This window comes from uncultured Methanobrevibacter sp. (genome assembly GCF_937881195.1).
GTDB lineage: Archaea > Methanobacteriota > Methanobacteria > Methanobacteriales > Methanobacteriaceae > Methanobinarius.
Genome location: NZ_CALGFC010000024.1, coordinates 63,209 through 77,671, shown reverse-complemented (window position 1 = coordinate 77,671; position 14,463 = coordinate 63,209). Strand labels below are relative to the sequence as shown.

The 14,463-nt window shown below is 27.0% G+C and carries 33 protein-coding genes; 31 read left to right on the top strand and 2 right to left on the bottom strand.

The features are described from left to right. Nucleotides 1-156: 156 nt before the first annotated feature. Nucleotides 157-333, bottom strand: coding sequence for an AbrB/MazE/SpoVT family DNA-binding domain-containing protein (locus Q0087_RS03255; RefSeq protein WP_297898244.1), 177 nt, complete (start codon nucleotides 331-333; stop codon nucleotides 157-159). 186 nt (nucleotides 334-519) lie between these two features. Between Q0087_RS03255 and Q0087_RS03250 the strand changes: the two genes are divergently transcribed. The 23 genes from Q0087_RS03250 to Q0087_RS03140 all read left to right on the top strand — a co-directional run bounded on the left by Q0087_RS03250 (nucleotide 520) and on the right by Q0087_RS03140 (nucleotide 8,560). After that, entirely contained in the window at nucleotides 520-795 is a 276-nt protein-coding gene (locus Q0087_RS03250) for a hypothetical protein (RefSeq protein ID WP_297898243.1), read from the top strand. Further along, entirely contained in the window at nucleotides 792-1,067 is a 276-nt protein-coding gene (locus tag Q0087_RS03245) for a hypothetical protein (protein ID WP_297898242.1), read from the top strand. The genes Q0087_RS03250 and Q0087_RS03245 overlap by 4 nt, the downstream gene beginning before the upstream one ends. Further along, complete coding sequence (locus Q0087_RS03240; protein WP_297898241.1) at nucleotides 1,067-1,432, top strand: hypothetical protein; 366 nt, start codon at nucleotides 1,067-1,069, stop codon at nucleotides 1,430-1,432. The genes Q0087_RS03245 and Q0087_RS03240 overlap by 1 nt, the downstream gene beginning before the upstream one ends. Next, the gene (locus tag Q0087_RS03235) at nucleotides 1,432-1,593 is read left to right on the top strand and encodes a hypothetical protein (RefSeq protein WP_297898240.1); all 162 of its coding nucleotides are present in this window, start codon (nucleotides 1,432-1,434) and stop codon (nucleotides 1,591-1,593) included. Before Q0087_RS03240 ends, Q0087_RS03235 begins: the two co-directional genes overlap by 1 nt. Before the next feature lie 2 nt (nucleotides 1,594-1,595). Then, a complete protein-coding gene (locus Q0087_RS03230; protein ID WP_297898239.1) occupies nucleotides 1,596-1,841 on the top strand; it encodes a hypothetical protein in 246 nt (81 codons plus the stop codon). Beyond that, nucleotides 1,838-2,878: a hypothetical protein gene (locus tag Q0087_RS03225; RefSeq protein ID WP_297898238.1), complete on the top strand. Its 1,041-nt coding sequence runs from the start codon at nucleotides 1,838-1,840 to the stop codon at nucleotides 2,876-2,878. The genes Q0087_RS03230 and Q0087_RS03225 overlap by 4 nt, the downstream gene beginning before the upstream one ends. Then, nucleotides 2,875-3,138, top strand: coding sequence for an SWIM zinc finger family protein (locus tag Q0087_RS03220; protein WP_297898237.1), 264 nt, complete (start codon nucleotides 2,875-2,877; stop codon nucleotides 3,136-3,138). The genes Q0087_RS03225 and Q0087_RS03220 overlap by 4 nt, the downstream gene beginning before the upstream one ends. Further along, nucleotides 3,139-3,426: a hypothetical protein gene (locus Q0087_RS03215; protein WP_297898236.1), complete on the top strand. Its 288-nt coding sequence runs from the start codon at nucleotides 3,139-3,141 to the stop codon at nucleotides 3,424-3,426. Between the two features lie 2 nt (nucleotides 3,427-3,428). Continuing rightward, nucleotides 3,429-3,587, top strand: coding sequence for a hypothetical protein (locus Q0087_RS03210; RefSeq protein ID WP_297898235.1), 159 nt, complete (start codon nucleotides 3,429-3,431; stop codon nucleotides 3,585-3,587). Nucleotides 3,588-3,596: 9 nt separating this feature from the next. After that, nucleotides 3,597-4,235, top strand: a complete 639-nt coding sequence (locus Q0087_RS03205) for an HNH endonuclease (RefSeq protein ID WP_297898234.1) — start codon at nucleotides 3,597-3,599, stop codon at nucleotides 4,233-4,235. Continuing rightward, nucleotides 4,222-4,632, top strand: a complete 411-nt coding sequence (locus Q0087_RS03200) for a hypothetical protein (RefSeq protein ID WP_297898233.1) — start codon at nucleotides 4,222-4,224, stop codon at nucleotides 4,630-4,632. Before Q0087_RS03205 ends, Q0087_RS03200 begins: the two co-directional genes overlap by 14 nt. 256 nt (nucleotides 4,633-4,888) lie before the next feature. After that, complete coding sequence (locus Q0087_RS03195) at nucleotides 4,889-5,161, top strand: hypothetical protein (RefSeq protein ID WP_297898232.1); 273 nt, start codon at nucleotides 4,889-4,891, stop codon at nucleotides 5,159-5,161. Beyond that, on the top strand, nucleotides 5,158-5,304 hold the full coding sequence (locus Q0087_RS03190; protein WP_297898231.1) for a hypothetical protein: 147 nt from the start codon (nucleotides 5,158-5,160) through the stop codon (nucleotides 5,302-5,304). Before Q0087_RS03195 ends, Q0087_RS03190 begins: the two co-directional genes overlap by 4 nt. A 235-nt stretch (nucleotides 5,305-5,539) precedes the next feature. Further along, the gene (locus Q0087_RS03185) at nucleotides 5,540-5,740 is read left to right on the top strand and encodes a hypothetical protein (RefSeq protein ID WP_297898230.1); all 201 of its coding nucleotides are present in this window, start codon (nucleotides 5,540-5,542) and stop codon (nucleotides 5,738-5,740) included. A 3-nt stretch (nucleotides 5,741-5,743) separates the two neighbouring features. Further along, nucleotides 5,744-6,088 carry a hypothetical protein gene (locus Q0087_RS03180; protein ID WP_297898229.1) on the top strand — a complete coding sequence of 115 codons (345 nt, stop codon included), beginning with the start codon at nucleotides 5,744-5,746 and terminating at the stop codon, nucleotides 6,086-6,088. Between the two features lie 11 nt (nucleotides 6,089-6,099). Then, complete coding sequence (locus Q0087_RS03175; protein WP_297898228.1) at nucleotides 6,100-6,234, top strand: hypothetical protein; 135 nt, start codon at nucleotides 6,100-6,102, stop codon at nucleotides 6,232-6,234. A gap of 14 nt (nucleotides 6,235-6,248) precedes the next feature. Then, nucleotides 6,249-6,737 carry a hypothetical protein gene (locus Q0087_RS03170; RefSeq protein ID WP_297898227.1) on the top strand — a complete coding sequence of 163 codons (489 nt, stop codon included), beginning with the start codon at nucleotides 6,249-6,251 and terminating at the stop codon, nucleotides 6,735-6,737. Continuing rightward, nucleotides 6,734-7,048, top strand: a complete 315-nt coding sequence (locus tag Q0087_RS03165) for a hypothetical protein (protein WP_297898226.1) — start codon at nucleotides 6,734-6,736, stop codon at nucleotides 7,046-7,048. The genes Q0087_RS03170 and Q0087_RS03165 overlap by 4 nt, the downstream gene beginning before the upstream one ends. Nucleotides 7,049-7,062: 14 nt before the next feature. Then, nucleotides 7,063-7,281, top strand: a complete 219-nt coding sequence (locus tag Q0087_RS03160; RefSeq protein WP_297898225.1) for a heavy-metal-associated domain-containing protein — start codon at nucleotides 7,063-7,065, stop codon at nucleotides 7,279-7,281. Between the two features lie 12 nt (nucleotides 7,282-7,293). Beyond that, a complete protein-coding gene (locus Q0087_RS03155) occupies nucleotides 7,294-7,863 on the top strand; it encodes a hypothetical protein (protein WP_297898224.1) in 570 nt (189 codons plus the stop codon). Beyond that, nucleotides 7,860-8,039 (top strand): hypothetical protein, encoded by a 180-nt coding sequence (locus Q0087_RS03150; protein WP_297898223.1) that lies wholly within the window; start codon nucleotides 7,860-7,862, stop codon nucleotides 8,037-8,039. The genes Q0087_RS03155 and Q0087_RS03150 overlap by 4 nt, the downstream gene beginning before the upstream one ends. 2 nt (nucleotides 8,040-8,041) lie before the next feature. After that, entirely contained in the window at nucleotides 8,042-8,287 is a 246-nt protein-coding gene (locus Q0087_RS03145; protein WP_297898222.1) for a hypothetical protein, read from the top strand. Nucleotides 8,288-8,305: 18 nt separating this feature from the next. After that, complete coding sequence (locus Q0087_RS03140) at nucleotides 8,306-8,560, top strand: hypothetical protein (RefSeq protein WP_297898221.1); 255 nt, start codon at nucleotides 8,306-8,308, stop codon at nucleotides 8,558-8,560. 2 nt (nucleotides 8,561-8,562) lie between these two features. On the opposite strand, the gene Q0087_RS03135 is transcribed toward Q0087_RS03140, so the two are convergent. Beyond that, on the bottom strand, nucleotides 8,563-9,324 hold the full coding sequence (locus Q0087_RS03135; RefSeq protein ID WP_297898220.1) for a hypothetical protein: 762 nt from the start codon (nucleotides 9,322-9,324) through the stop codon (nucleotides 8,563-8,565). 78 nt (nucleotides 9,325-9,402) lie between these two features. Between Q0087_RS03135 and Q0087_RS03130 the strand changes: the two genes are divergently transcribed. The 8 genes from Q0087_RS03130 to Q0087_RS03095 all read left to right on the top strand — a co-directional run bounded on the left by Q0087_RS03130 (nucleotide 9,403) and on the right by Q0087_RS03095 (nucleotide 14,451). Continuing rightward, nucleotides 9,403-9,678, top strand: a complete 276-nt coding sequence (locus tag Q0087_RS03130) for a TFIIB-type zinc ribbon-containing protein (protein WP_297898219.1) — start codon at nucleotides 9,403-9,405, stop codon at nucleotides 9,676-9,678. A 302-nt stretch (nucleotides 9,679-9,980) separates the two neighbouring features. Continuing rightward, nucleotides 9,981-10,259, top strand: coding sequence for a hypothetical protein (locus Q0087_RS03125; protein ID WP_297898218.1), 279 nt, complete (start codon nucleotides 9,981-9,983; stop codon nucleotides 10,257-10,259). 6 nt (nucleotides 10,260-10,265) lie between these two features. Beyond that, nucleotides 10,266-10,724 carry a hypothetical protein gene (locus Q0087_RS03120; protein WP_297898217.1) on the top strand — a complete coding sequence of 153 codons (459 nt, stop codon included), beginning with the start codon at nucleotides 10,266-10,268 and terminating at the stop codon, nucleotides 10,722-10,724. A gap of 37 nt (nucleotides 10,725-10,761) precedes the next feature. Beyond that, entirely contained in the window at nucleotides 10,762-12,027 is a 1,266-nt protein-coding gene (locus Q0087_RS03115; RefSeq protein ID WP_297898216.1) for a DNA modification methylase, read from the top strand. Nucleotides 12,028-12,074: 47 nt separating this feature from the next. Next, nucleotides 12,075-12,269 carry a hypothetical protein gene (locus Q0087_RS03110; RefSeq protein WP_297898215.1) on the top strand — a complete coding sequence of 65 codons (195 nt, stop codon included), beginning with the start codon at nucleotides 12,075-12,077 and terminating at the stop codon, nucleotides 12,267-12,269. Then, nucleotides 12,250-12,381 carry a hypothetical protein gene (locus Q0087_RS03105; protein WP_297898214.1) on the top strand — a complete coding sequence of 44 codons (132 nt, stop codon included), beginning with the start codon at nucleotides 12,250-12,252 and terminating at the stop codon, nucleotides 12,379-12,381. The genes Q0087_RS03110 and Q0087_RS03105 overlap by 20 nt, the downstream gene beginning before the upstream one ends. Beyond that, the gene (locus Q0087_RS03100) at nucleotides 12,360-12,953 is read left to right on the top strand and encodes a hypothetical protein (protein ID WP_297898213.1); all 594 of its coding nucleotides are present in this window, start codon (nucleotides 12,360-12,362) and stop codon (nucleotides 12,951-12,953) included. The genes Q0087_RS03105 and Q0087_RS03100 overlap by 22 nt, the downstream gene beginning before the upstream one ends. Further along, entirely contained in the window at nucleotides 12,892-14,451 is a 1,560-nt protein-coding gene (locus Q0087_RS03095; RefSeq protein ID WP_297898212.1) for a hypothetical protein, read from the top strand. The genes Q0087_RS03100 and Q0087_RS03095 overlap by 62 nt, the downstream gene beginning before the upstream one ends. Nucleotides 14,452-14,463 lie beyond the last annotated feature (12 nt).

Below are 14,463 nucleotides of genomic sequence, written 5' to 3'. Positions count from 1 at the left end.
TAATAAATATGATTGCTATGGTATAAATAGCTTACCATTATCCCTTATAAACTTATCTATGGGTTTATTATGGGTAGCTTGGGCTATAAATAATTTTTATATATTATCCAATAAAACTAGTTTATTTATTATAAAAAATATATTTAAAAAAATAATTCAATTTTCTTTTTCTTTTTGTAGAGATACATATAATTCGTTATTCTCAGCATTAACTACATATTCAACGGTATCTCCATCTTCAACATTTAATATTTCTGCAACTTTTACTGGCAATGTTATCCTTAGTGACTTGGAAACATTATTTGCAGGATTTGCTTTTACTTTAAATCTCATTACTTCCATACCTCCATATATATATTTCATAGTATATAATTATACTTTTATGTTATATAAATATATCCTATAAAAATTATAAATATAGGTAACATTTATATACTATAAAAAACAACTTAATATTAAGAAAAATTGAGAACGGCAATTTTCAATATTTTTCTAAAACTCTGTAGGAGACAAAATTAAATGAATAATGAAAATAGTAAAGGGAACTTAACCCAGTCCCAGAAAAATGCGGGTTGTAACACAGACGGTTTAAATCAGCTGAAAATAGTAAGTGAAGCTAAACAATTATTAACTGATTTTGGATATACAATTTTAAGTCCAAATCGGAAAAAAGAGATTATTGGCTTACTAAATGATCAGTCAGAGAAGATTGAAAATCTTGAAAATAGATTAAACCAAAATACTAATTTTAAAAACACTAGCTCAAAAGCTAACCCTGTAAGGGTGAGAGCATGAGCTCTGAATTACAAGACATAGATCATGCTGTGGTAGCTAATTCTAATTCTAAAATATATCACCATCCTAAATGTCATTGTGTACCTGCAATATTAACAGCTAATATAGTTGATATTGATATGGCTCATTATGATATTAAAGGAAGAGATTATCGACCTTGTAGTAAATGTTTAGCTGAGATTAAAAAAATATGGGATGCTGAACATGAAACTCTAGATTTATTAGATAAAGGCCAAAAAATATTGAATGATTGTTCTGAGGAGGCATCATAATGTCTCTTTTTACTTTTATAGGTGTTCCTCAGATTGAAAAAGTTGCAATGGTTAGTAATATTTACAAAGATTTTGTAGATCAAAAATACACCTGTGAAATTGAGATCACTCATGAACATTATCTTGATACTGATGGGTATAGTATTGAAGAAAATACTGCTATTAGTTTTTATTGTGAAGTTAAAAAAATAGTTGATGAAATACCTGATGACTATTGCTTAACTTTCCACGATGGTGAAAGAAATATCAATTTATCAAAAAAAGAGTTTTATAAATTATTCTGTAAGGTATTAAATGAATATACTCCTAAGAATAATTATCTTGAGCCTTTAGCGGATTTGGCTAGAATTAAGGATGTTTTATAATGAATCATCCTTCATTATATCCTAAAAAAAAGAAGTCTTTCACACAAAAACACACTTTTATTATTCTTTTTTCCCTTTGTGTTTTAGTTGTTTTCATTTTTTTCATGGTAGCGATAGCTATCAATGATCCTAGCATTTACACTAGTTTAGGAGGAATCTAAATATGTCTCCTACTATTGAAAAACTAAAAAAAGAATGGAACACTCTAGTTGATATTGGTTGGGTTAAACATATCTCAAAAAATGGAGATGTTAAATTGAATCCTTCTGCAACTATGAAAGCCAGTAATGGAGAGTATATTAATACTGAAACATTAGAACAGATGTTTAAAGAAGCATTCATTTTAATAGGGGATTATATGCTCAAAACTTATAATGATAGTTTTTATCATAGAGGAGCGGTTTTATGAATGAAATAGCTACTACTAATAATGGATTATCTGAGTTAAATTCTAAGGGAATTGTCACTATTGACACTATTCTTGCTCCTAAGTCTATTGATGATGAAATTCATAATAATGAGTTATTAGCTAATGTATTTGCTAAGGTTATTGAGAATAATAGTTATTTTAGTGAAATTCCTGTTAAACATAAGGATAAAAAAACTGGTAAATACATTAAAGAGATAAAAAAATGGGTTAATATTAGTGGGTGGAGTTTTATAGATCGTGTATTGAAAATCACTCCACATATCATACGGATTGAAAGGAAGATTGTTAAAAAAGGTAAACAGGAAATAATTCAACATTGTAGTACTTGTGAGCTTAGAACATTAAATGGGCAAGTTATAGCTACTGGAATTGGTAAGGCTAGTTCTAATGAGAAATTTAAGGATGGATGGTCAGAATCAAAACTTGAAAGTTTATCTCAATCAAGGAGTATTAGTAAGACTCATAGGTTATATTTCCAAGATATTCTTGAAAAACTTAATTTAAATAATGATTGGGTAATAGAAGCCGATTTCGTTGAAAAATCTCCTGAAAATGCAAACGAATTGATTAATCACCATAATGAAATGATGAAAAAACACTCTTTCCAATCAACAGACCAAATAGATAAGAATACTGGAAAACTAGAAAAAGAACTTGAAAATAATCGTGAAGAACAAGTTAAAAAAGAAAAAAGAAAAGGAACAGTAATAACTGGAAATTTCACTAAAAAAGAAGAAGATAAAACCACTGTTGAGAAAGCTATTGAGGATACTGAGAAAAGAGCTAAAGAAAATGAGGATTTTAAAAAGGGTAATGAAGTTGATAAAACTGATCTTGTTGATGATCCTGGTGCTAGACAATTTCTAAAAGATATTATTAGCAATATTAATTCTAATAATCCTTCATTAATCAAGAAAGAAATAGCCGATATGGTTAAAAATAAGGATAGTGGTGTTAGTATGAAAGAAGCTAGTCGTGCTATTAAAGAACTCGAAAGGAATGGGGTGCCAGTATGATTACTAGGATTGAAAAAGCTACTCTTATTTCTTCTGAAGATATTCATGAATCTTATTTAGATTCTGAATATATCTTTTATGAAGTAAAAGGCTCTGATGGACTAGGTCACTATCTTGTAGCTTGTAATCATGACAAACTTTGGAGATGTACTTGTGATGATTTTTCAGGTAGAGGGATCAATAAAGAAGAAGGCAGTTTTCTTTGTAAACATATTATATCGGTCATATTACATATTGCTGAAAAACTGGAGGCCAGTTAAATGAAAAATAAAAAACATCTCTTTGTTGATTTTGATAATAAAACAATTTTTGATTTAAATAATGAATGTAAAGGCCCAGAATGCAATAATTGTAATAAATTCTCAAAAAGAGATATTATGGATTTAGATGCTCAAAAAAAGATTCATGATATTATAAAAGATCTTCCCAAGGCTGAAAAAGTAGGTGTTGTTTTTTCAGTGGTTGATGAATTATTACAAGATGAACATGTTTTAACTCAAACAAAGATGATTAGTTCTTTAATTAATAGCTTAGGATTAGGTGATTAGTTATGTCATTTAAAAATGCATTTAAAGCAATTTTCACTAGTTATGATAATGGTAAACCTTTAAGGGCTAAATATCTTGAAAAAGTAGCTTATCGTGAAAATGTGAATTTTCATAAGCTCCTAAAGGCCGTGATGGATAAGGGATTGGATTTAACTCCTTAGGTGGTTTTTATGGTGTCTGATGGTTGTTTGAAAGTTGATAAGGAATTAATATCTCTTGTTGAGTATAAATTTGGGGTTTCAGCTGAAGAGATAGTTACTACTTATTTTAAAAAGTTAATGTATGCTGATAGTGAAGAATCAAAGTTAATAAAAAATAGTATTTTAAATAGGATGAATACTGAAAAAAAGACAAATTACAGTAGGGATCAACTTCAAAGAGTGGTAAATAAAATTAAAGGTTATGATGAACCAGTTCATAAGAATATGTTAATTGGGATTATGGCGAAGGAGATGGATATTGGAATAATCCATGTAGAAAAGTTAATAAAACAGTTGAAAACAAAAGGGGTGATTTTTGAACCAACTAGAGATCGTCTTCAAATAGTTGATAATTTTGATTTTTTTGAAAATAAAAAAGTTAGGAAAAGTTTAACAAAATCTATTCGTCATGAAGTTTTTAAAAGAGATAATTATCGTTGTGTTGAATGTGGGGCTACAAACAAAGATACTGTTTTACATATAGATCATATTATTCCTTTTAGTAAAGGAGGCTCTGATGAATTAGATAACCTTCAAACATTATGTGAATCTTGTAATATTTCTAAATCTAATAGGTATTGGAAAGGTGGAGATGATGGGGAAAATTAAAAGGACTTTTACTCTTGATGAAGATCTTGCCGAACTTCTTGATATTAAAATTGATAATAAATCAGGTTTGGTTAATGATTTATTAAAAGTTGTTCTTTTTGGTGAAGATGAAGAAGAAAAGATTTTAGCTGAAATTGAAGACTTATCTAAAAAATTAAAGGTGAAAAAAAATAAATTGTGTAAAATTCGTGATAAAAAAAGGAAAGAAGAAAAACTTACAGCTCCTGTGGAAAAAGTTTTAAAATGGGCTGAAGAGGTTAGCCCGCTTAATGATATTACTGGGGAGAGAAAGCCTCTTCTCGCACCTAATATTCGGAATGTTTGTAAGAATTATAGTGCTGATTATGATTTGGCTGTTAATAAATTGAAGAAGTTAGGGTATAATATTTTAGGTTAGTTGCAAATGTATCAAGTGTAACAAGTGAAATTAAAAAATTTACTGAGTTGAGTATGTATTTGTATGTATTATACCTACAAGTATGTATTTTCTTGTTTTAAATTTTTTTTACACTTGTTACACTTGCATTAGTTGAAGCGATTATTATTATTATTATTTATTATATTATTATTAATATTATAATAATTTTAATTTAATTTTTATACACTTGAAACATACGACTAAAAACATGAATAGTAAATAAAAAAGGTGCAATATGATAGCTAAACTAAATTTTTACAACAATGATAAATTATTCTATTTTGATATCACCGAACAATTCAAAACAATTAATAGCTTAGAACAATATTTCAACATGATAAAATCTTTCACAATTAAAAATACTGTTTTAACACTACAAAACTATGAAATTAGACAACTAAAAGATGATTTTGATCGTGATATTGATGTTGATATATATTGTACAGCTGCAGCTGAAATAAAAAATAATCAAAAAAAATTATTTGATTTTAAAGGAGAAACATTATGAGCCCTGAAGAGTTGAATGAACTTAAATTATTATTAGATGAAGGAAACACAGATAAGGCCATTGCAAAGTGTTTAGGTTATTCAGAAGGAACTATTCAGAGAAATAGGATTAATATTTTAGGAATTAAAAGATCTAAAAATTGAAAGGAAGAGAAATAATGAATAATAAGGAATATGATGAAAAACAAAGAAAAGAGACTCAAAAAATCTTAGATGAAGCTCGTAAAGATTATGATGAAATAATGCAAATGGGAAGTGATTAATCATGAAACTTAGTGATTTTATAAATGAAACAGAATTCACAGAATCATTAGAAAATGGTGAGGTTGTAGCTTGTTGTTGTAAAGCACATGAATACAAATCAAAGGAGGATTAGCTAATGATTAATGATAGAACTGTAACAGAAAGAGCATTGACACAAATAGCAATAGAATTACAATATCAAAATGACTTAAAAAAGTATGAATTAACAAAAGAAAAATGGAAAGAAGAGGGAACAGTAGGAATATTAGAATTACCTGAAAGGATGAGAATTATAGATGGATTTGGCAAGGATGTAGGGTTCACTAGGGAGAGCTAGCTAATGAAAGTAATTAAATTTGATAAATATTACTCAAAACTTAAAAATAAAACTTTCACAACAATAAGAGATGATTATAAAAATATTAAACTTGGATCTATTGTTGAATGTAGAGTAGCAAGTAAAAATGGAAGAGAAGACATTATTTTTCATGCTAGATTAAGAAAAATTAAAGTTCAAAGTTTTTGGTTAATAGATAATGAAATTTTAGCTAAAGATTTAGATTTACATTATGATCCTGTTGAAATGTATGTTTGTCTTGATGATGCTGTAGATGCTATGAGGGAATATTATCCTGATTTCAAGGGTGATGATAATGTTTTTGTTTATTGTTTTGAGAGAGAGTGAGGTGTTTTTTTATGGATTGTGAAGAATGTGGTAAAACAATTAATGATGTAAATATAACTAGTTTAGTTGAAAAAGATGGTTTGCATTGTTTTTGCAGTGATAAATGCCGAATGAAACATATTAAAAAGAATAAAATGTCAAATTAAAGGGGATTTAAAGTATGAATCGTGTTGAAAGGAAAGATGGTTATTGTGAAATTTTACTGCTTAGAAATAAAAAGCAGAATCTTACTGATGAATATTATGCATTAGTATCAGCTGAGGATTATAAAAAAATAAAAAATTATGATTGGAAAGTTTATAAAATAGGAGGGAGATTAACTGGAGCTACTTATATTGGCCGTGATTTCACTACTATTAATAAATTGTTATATCCTGATTTAAAAAGAATTCATAGGTATAATGACAATACTCTTGATTATCGTAGGTTCAATATAAAACATTTTAGGAATGAGAAAACTGTTAATAATCAAAAAAAACTACCTGTTGAGAAAAATAAGCTTGTAAGTGTTAGTGCCCCTACTTATAATTCTCTTGAAAAATTTAAAAATGATAATGATCTTGAAGATCAAGACACCGCAATTAACCAATTACTAAATAAGAAAAATAATAGTTTTTTAGCTAAAATTAAAGGAATGGTGAATTTATGAATGTTCAATTATTGTTTAAAGACGATGAAATGTTATATTATGGATTAAAAGAATTTTATAAGCATTTAGAAGATGAATTTGAATTAAATAATAGTACTGAAGAGTTAAGAGTTTTATTTAATAATACTCAAGAATTTGAACTTAATCATAAGAAAGTTGAAGCAGATATTTTTGTTTTTAGTGAAGACGAAATTTATTTTGAAAAGAAAATTGATGAAAAACATGTTAGAACTGATTATTGTAATTATAATAGTATTGATTCTTTGCAATGGATAGTTAATGATGAATTTATTAATTTATGGACTGAATAAGAAAAGGTGATAAAATGAGTATTGAAAAGAAGTTTTTTAGTGAATTAGAAAGCATAAGTGAATTTGAAGGAGTTCAAAATGTTTTGATTGATTTGAATAGTAAAACTATTACAATTGATTATGATGAAGATATGCTTTCAGAGGTTGAAAGAAACATTATCAATAGTACTGTTGTTTTTTATAATGAAAAAAGAACTGATATTGGTTATAGGGTTATTCCAAGAAGTTATTAAGAGATGATTAATATGAATGAAGATAAAAAAACTGAGGATATATGTGAAAAATTAAGAGAAGCTACTGGAACTAAAAATATGAATACTGATAGAACTTCTAAAAAACTTCAAACAAATCATATTAAAATGAAAGCAGAGGAATTAACTCAAGATGATTTTAGTAATGAAAATTGTTGTGATGATGAAAATTGTGAAGAACCAAAACGTAATATGGATAAAGTAGATGCAATAGTAGCTACTAGTAATGCATTTCTAACTCCACGTAAATTAAGCCCAACACGTTATTTAAAACAATTAGGTACATCAACAGATGTAAAAGCTTGTGAAATATTAGAAGATTTAAAAAATGATCATAAAGAATTTTTAAAAGCTAAATATAATTTATACAAAACAAGAAGTGAATTTTACTCAAATAAAGAAAACTGGGATAAATGTAAAGAAAAAACTGGTAAACAATCAGATGGAGTATTCAAAGAATATTTCCAATCATTTGATGAGCATAGAAAATTAATGATAGAAAGAGAAAATGCTGAATTTAAATATAATCAATGTTTAAGAGTCTTTGAAAGCTTATTAAAATGAAATCTAAAATTAAAAACTTATTTAAAATCCTCCTCTTATGGTGGATTTTAATAATAGTAATTACAAGCATATTATTTATTAAAAATTTTGATATTAATTGTTTTACTCCTTTAATAGGTTTGTTTGTAGCTACTATTTGTTTTATTGTTAATTGTCAGATTTTAGGAGAGTTATAATTATGTCGTCTAGATCACAACAGAAAGATGCACGTAGAGAGTTAATTAAAGCTATAGTTCACACTCATTTTTTATCAGAAGAAAAAAAATCAGCTAGTGATCTAGCTTACTTAATAAACCATAATCATTTGATTCGAGGAGGTTCAGTTACAAAAGGAGAGATAGGGCATGTTTTATCACGTGCTACTTTCAACAGTACTAAGAAAAGATTTAAAAATGAAAAAGGAATATGGAGTTTAAATATATAAAAAATAAGGGTGATTATTTTGTCTAAGTGTAAATGGTGTGGAGAGGAATTTGAGAAAAAACATAATAGGGAAGAATATTGTTGTGAGGAACATAGAAGATATGCAAGACAAGAACAGAAAATACAATATAATAGAAAATATAGGAAAAATATAATTAAAGATGATTATTATTATGGATTAGGATCTGGAGGTTTAGGAAAACATATGCAATCAAATTTGAATATTGAGATGGAAAAAGTGAAAAAAGAAAAAGAAAGAATAGGCATAATTTAAGTTTAAATATTTCTTTCTTTTTCTAATACATCTATGAATTCTTTTGTAGCTAACATATATTTTAAAATAAGTTTACTCTCAGCATTATTTAAAAATTTATTATCATGAGCTAAGCTTTGATGGTTTCTAGTGTAATTAAATTTTTCAAATAATGAAACTGACTGTAACATAAGAGTCTTAGTAAAATCACTTTTAATTAATCCTTTTTCTTTTATATCATTAACATATTTTCCCAATATTGAATTCAAAGGATCATTTTCACTAATATTTATTGCATGTCTTTTACAAATCCTTTTCATATATTTTATTAATAATGTATGAAATCTATCTAGGCTCCCAATTGCTCTATCTTCTTTTATTGAAGAAATTATTTCATCAATAAGGATATTTAATTCCTCATTACCTGTTTTTTCAATTATAATATGTTCTTCATGATTTCTGTCTTTTATTTTTTCTGCATAATCATAACACTTTATTAATTCATCTTCATCAATATCCCATTCATCATATTTTTCATAATAATAGTTTATTAAGCAAATAAGTGTTTTTCCTACAACTTCATTTGATTCTATTTCCCAAAAACTCCTTATTTTATTTCCTTTAGATGTTCCTTTTTTTAAATATTTTTTATCTTCAAAATCAACACCTGAACACTCTGCAATTAAATCGTTTAAGCTTGCATGTGATTCATTTAAAAAATGACCTTCTTTCATTCCAAATAATTTTGAAAATGCTGCTTTTTCAGGACCAGTAATATCAGACATTTTTATCACTTATTTTATTATTAATATTTTTAATATTTATTATATTTTTTTCTAATTGTCCACAGTGTATATTGAAGTATGCCTATTACTAAATGTCCTTGCTGTGATGATGATGACATCGAAATTTCATATAATCATAAGCTTAGACAGTATACTCTAACTTGTTTTAATTGTGATAATTATATTAAAATCAATAAAAAGCAAGCAGATCTTAAATGTCCCGAATGTGAAAGTCGTGATATTAGACATGATGATTTAGAGACTGTTTGTGGTGAGTGTGGTTTGGTTTTATCAACTAATACTTATTATGTTGGTGGTTTTAAGATTAAATTAGATTGGGGTTTAATTTTATAGGATTAGTGTTTCGATAGCTAGAGCAGGGTTAGAGGTATTTGCTATTTTTTCCTCCTGCTTTTATTATTTATTGGGTTTTTATGTTCTAGCTATCGAATGACTAATTATTATCTTTATGGTGATTAGGGAATTGTTATGTTAATATTATTCATTATTTTTGATTATAAAACCCCCCATTTTTTTTTATTATAATTTTTCTTTTAATGAATTTTTATTAATTATTTATTTTTTTGTTTCCTAATCATTTCTTTTTTTTATATTAGTATTATTATTTTTTTATTTTTTTGGAGGCGGATTTTTTTATGAATTTATTAATTTTTTTAGCTATATTAATAGCTATTGTACTTAGAATTTGGATTGAGAAAGGTTATTTTTTATTACCTAAGATTTATACAAAAGATGGTAAGACTTATTTTCAGTTGAATATATTAGGAACTGTATTTACTGCCTTAATAACTGTTTTAATTTTGTATCAGGCTCAACCTGAATTGTTTACTAGTTTTATTCCTGCTTTGGTTACTGCTTATACTGTTCCTCATTTGTTTGATAATATTGTTACTAAAGTTATGCCTGATGAATGAAGGGTGATGATGTTGGGTAATAGTGATGATAGTTATCAAGATCACACCATAGTCCAGGATAATAATAATAATAATAATCCTATTATCAATTTTTTACAATCTCAAATAAATGAGTTGAAAGATAAGGTTAATTATTTTGATGATTATTGTAGGAAAAAGGAGTATAATAATGGTAAAAGGCAGGCTAAGATTGATCAGATAATTGAAGATATGGATGATCTTGATCGTAATCAGAAAGAAGCATTGAAAACTTTATTAGCTGATAGTGAATGTCGGGATGATACTTTACAAAGTAAGCTTGATACTCATGATAGGGAGATTAATAATATTAAGGTTTCTATTGCTGAAATGCCTAATAAAGTAACAAAACAAATAGCTATTCTTTTATCAGTATTTGCTGGAGGAATGACTGTTTTATTATATTTAAATGATATTATAATGTTTATAATTTCATTCACACATTAAAAAAAATTTTAACTATCCAATTGGGGGGGTATAGTTAATGCATAATTTAGAAGTAAATAAAATTTATATTGAAAAGATTAATCCTAATAAAGGAAATCCTAGAAAAATACATGATGATAATATTATTAAATTAACTAATAGTTTAAATGAGTTTGGTCTTGTTGAACCTATAATAATTAACACTAAAACTAATGAGATTATTGGTGGGCATCAAAGATACAAAATATTACTTGATGAATACAATAGCAATGGTAAAAATAAGGAATTATTTATTTTAAATCTTGGTGATATTAGTTGGGTTTTTAGTGAAACTGATTTGAAAATAAGATCAAAAGATCATGAAACTGCATTAAATATTACATTAAATAATAATCTTGCTATGGGTGTTTATGATGATTCATTATTATATGATATAACAAGTGATCTTCAAGAAAAAGGTTTGCTTAGTTTAACACAATTTGAAGATTCTGATTTGGAAGAGTTAGAGGTTAAGCTTAAAACAATTGAAGATGATTCTGAAGAGGATATTGATATTGTTGAAGATGAATTTTCATTAGAAGATGAAATAGAATCCAGAGTAAAAAATAATGATTTATGGAAATTAGGGAATCATTATTTGTTATGTGACGATTCAACAAAAAAAGAAAATATTCAAAAGTTAATTAGTGACAATAATATTGATATGATTTTAACAGATCCTCCATATGGTATGAATTTGAATACTAATTATAGTAGTATGGGTAATTCAATAAATCATAATTCAGTTTGTAAAAAACATAGAAAAGTCTTAGGTGATAATGATGACTTTTCAGATGAATTAATAAAAACATTATTTAATAATTTTATAGATGTGCCTGAAGTATTTCTTTTTGGTGCAGATTATTATGCTGAATTAATACCTGAAAGGAAAAAAGGTAGTTGGCTAGTATGGGATAAAAGAAAAGGAGTTGAAGATGTTTTCTGGCAGACTTCTGAGTTTGAATTATTATGGAGTAAAAATAAACATCACAGACAAATATTAAGATATTTATGGTTTGGTTTTGCAGGAAGACAAAATGAAGATGTGCAAAAATCAATCCATCCAACTCAAAAACCAATAAAATTATTAGCTGATATTCTTAAAAAATTTTCAAATGAAAATCATAATATTGTTGATCTATATGGAGGCAGTGGTTCTACTTTAATTGCATGTGAACAATTAAAAAGAAATTGTTTTATGATGGAATTAGATCCTTATTATTGTGATATTATTATAAGTAGATGGGAAGAATTTACAGGAGAAAAAGCTACTAAGATAAATTAAAAAATAAAATTTAATTTTTTTTTTACATCATCGAACTGGGGGGTTAGATGAGTAATAAAACAGATTATACTGAAATAATCAAAGACAATAAAACATATCTATCACACTTACACTCATTATTAAATCAAGATAAAGATAAAAATGACAAATTAGAACTTTCAGCTAATGAGAAAGTTACTATTATAAAAGAAGCTAGGAAGATTCAAAGAGAAATACTCAGCTATGAAAGAAATAGTAAATAATTATGAAAAATATGCACCTTGTACATTTTGTATAACATGTGCAAAATGTGCACATATGTGCAAAAAAAATAAATCAAGATGTGTATTATCATGGCAAAAAAATCTAAAGTAGAATCTTCAGACCATTTCACTGAAATAATGGATATGAAAAAACAAGGTTTCAGTCCACGAAAGATATCTGCTTATTTGTCTGAGGAATATGATGAGTCAATACATTATAATACTATTAATAATTATTTTAAAAAACTTGATGATAAAATAGCTTCTGAATATCAAAGACAACAAAAGACTAAAGAAAAAAAGAAGAAAGTTGATGAAGTTGTTGATAAAGAGGTAGCTAATAAAGAAATTATCGATGAAGTTATAAAAAAAGGTGTTTCTGATATTAATGCTTTAGATAATATTATTGATTTAGCTGATAAGATAGATTTAGATCCTTCAAAGATTCAGGTTGAGTATGGTCCTCAAGGAGGGGTTGTTGTTTCTGAGTTTGATGTTTTGAGGGCTAATGCTCTTGTTGCTAATCTTGTTATTAAAGCTACTAAGGTTCGTTCTGATATTTTAAAAGATGAACCTGACTCTCCAGATATTAATATTTTCAGCTTAGATGGTTTTGATGATGATGAGAGACAAGATATTAAGAAGCTCGCTCAAAGTCTCGCAAAATCAGATACTGTTGAATAATAAAAAAGTAACTCCTAAAATATTAGCTAGTCAAAGTAAAGCTTATTATGGTAAGCATTATCTTAAACTACTAGTTCCAGAACACCAGTATAATTGGTTGGAAAATATTTTATTCCGACATCATCAGGCTGGTTTGTTATCTCCAAGGGATCATGGTAAAACTACTATTATTCCTCGTGTATCTAGTGAACAAATTACTTTATTTAATAAAAAAGAAAATATTTTACTTTTATCTAAAACTCATTCTCAAGCTAAAAAAACATTAGATGCTATTCATAGTGATTTAACTAAAAATCCATTAATACAAGCTGATTTTAAACAAGAATTATCTGATTATCGTAAAGTAGGAAATCAGATATTTTTTAATATGCCTGATGTTTTGGAGGATAATAAAAGAGATGCTAAGATAGAGGCCAATGGTATTCTTGGTGATATTACTGGTGGGCATTTTACAAAGATATTGATGGATGATATTTTTGATGATGAGAATACTCGTACTAGTAGTGGAATAGCTACTATAATGAAGTTTATTAATGGTACTGTTTTACCTTTATTAGAGCCTGATGGTCAGATACTTTTTATAGCTACTCATAAGCATTATAATGATGGTTATAATCAGTTGAAAAATAATCCTGCCTGGAATATTATAACTCAAAAAGCTATATTAGAATGGCCTGAAAGTTGGGATTATGTTTATGATGATACTGGCACTATTGTAGGTGTTAAAAATATTAAAGGTGAATCTAAAGTTTTATGGCCTGAAAAATGGCCGATTGATAAACTTCTTTTAAAATTTAAAGCTATGGGTTCAATACTATTCAGTCGTGAATATCAAAATGAAACCCATCAAATGAAAGGTAAAATATTCAAAGACTCTGATTTAAGGTATTTTGCTATTGATCCTGATAAAGTTGATGGTAATGTTGTAGCTATGCCTCCTCTTGAGCAAATGGATATTTATCAAGGTATTGATTTAGCTATTGGGCAAAAAGCAAAGAATGATTTTTTTGTTATAACTACTAAAGGAGTTACTTACAGTCCTTATCGTAGATATACTCTAGATTGGGTTGTTGGTAAATTCAGGTTTCCTGAACAAGTTAAAATTGTTAAAAATAATTATCATGGTCCTATCCAACCATACCTTATTGAAAATGGGATTAAGAGATGGGATGTTTTGAAAGTAGGTATTGAGTCTAATGCTTATCAGAAAGCTTTAGCTGAAGAATCTATTGAATTGGGTGTGCCTGTAAAAGAAATTTACAGTACTTCAGATAAAACTATGAGGATAACTGCTGGTAGTGTTAATTTTGAAAATCATATAGAATACATTCCTATTGATCATCCGAAACTTGAAATGTTTTTAAAGCAATATCGTGAATTTGATGAAGGAGATCATGAAGATATTCTTGACAGTGATAATATTTGTTCTAGGACTATTATTAGTCCTGATGAAGATGATAAAAATAATGAAGCTATTTTTGACATGATTGATTTATAAAATATTTTTTCT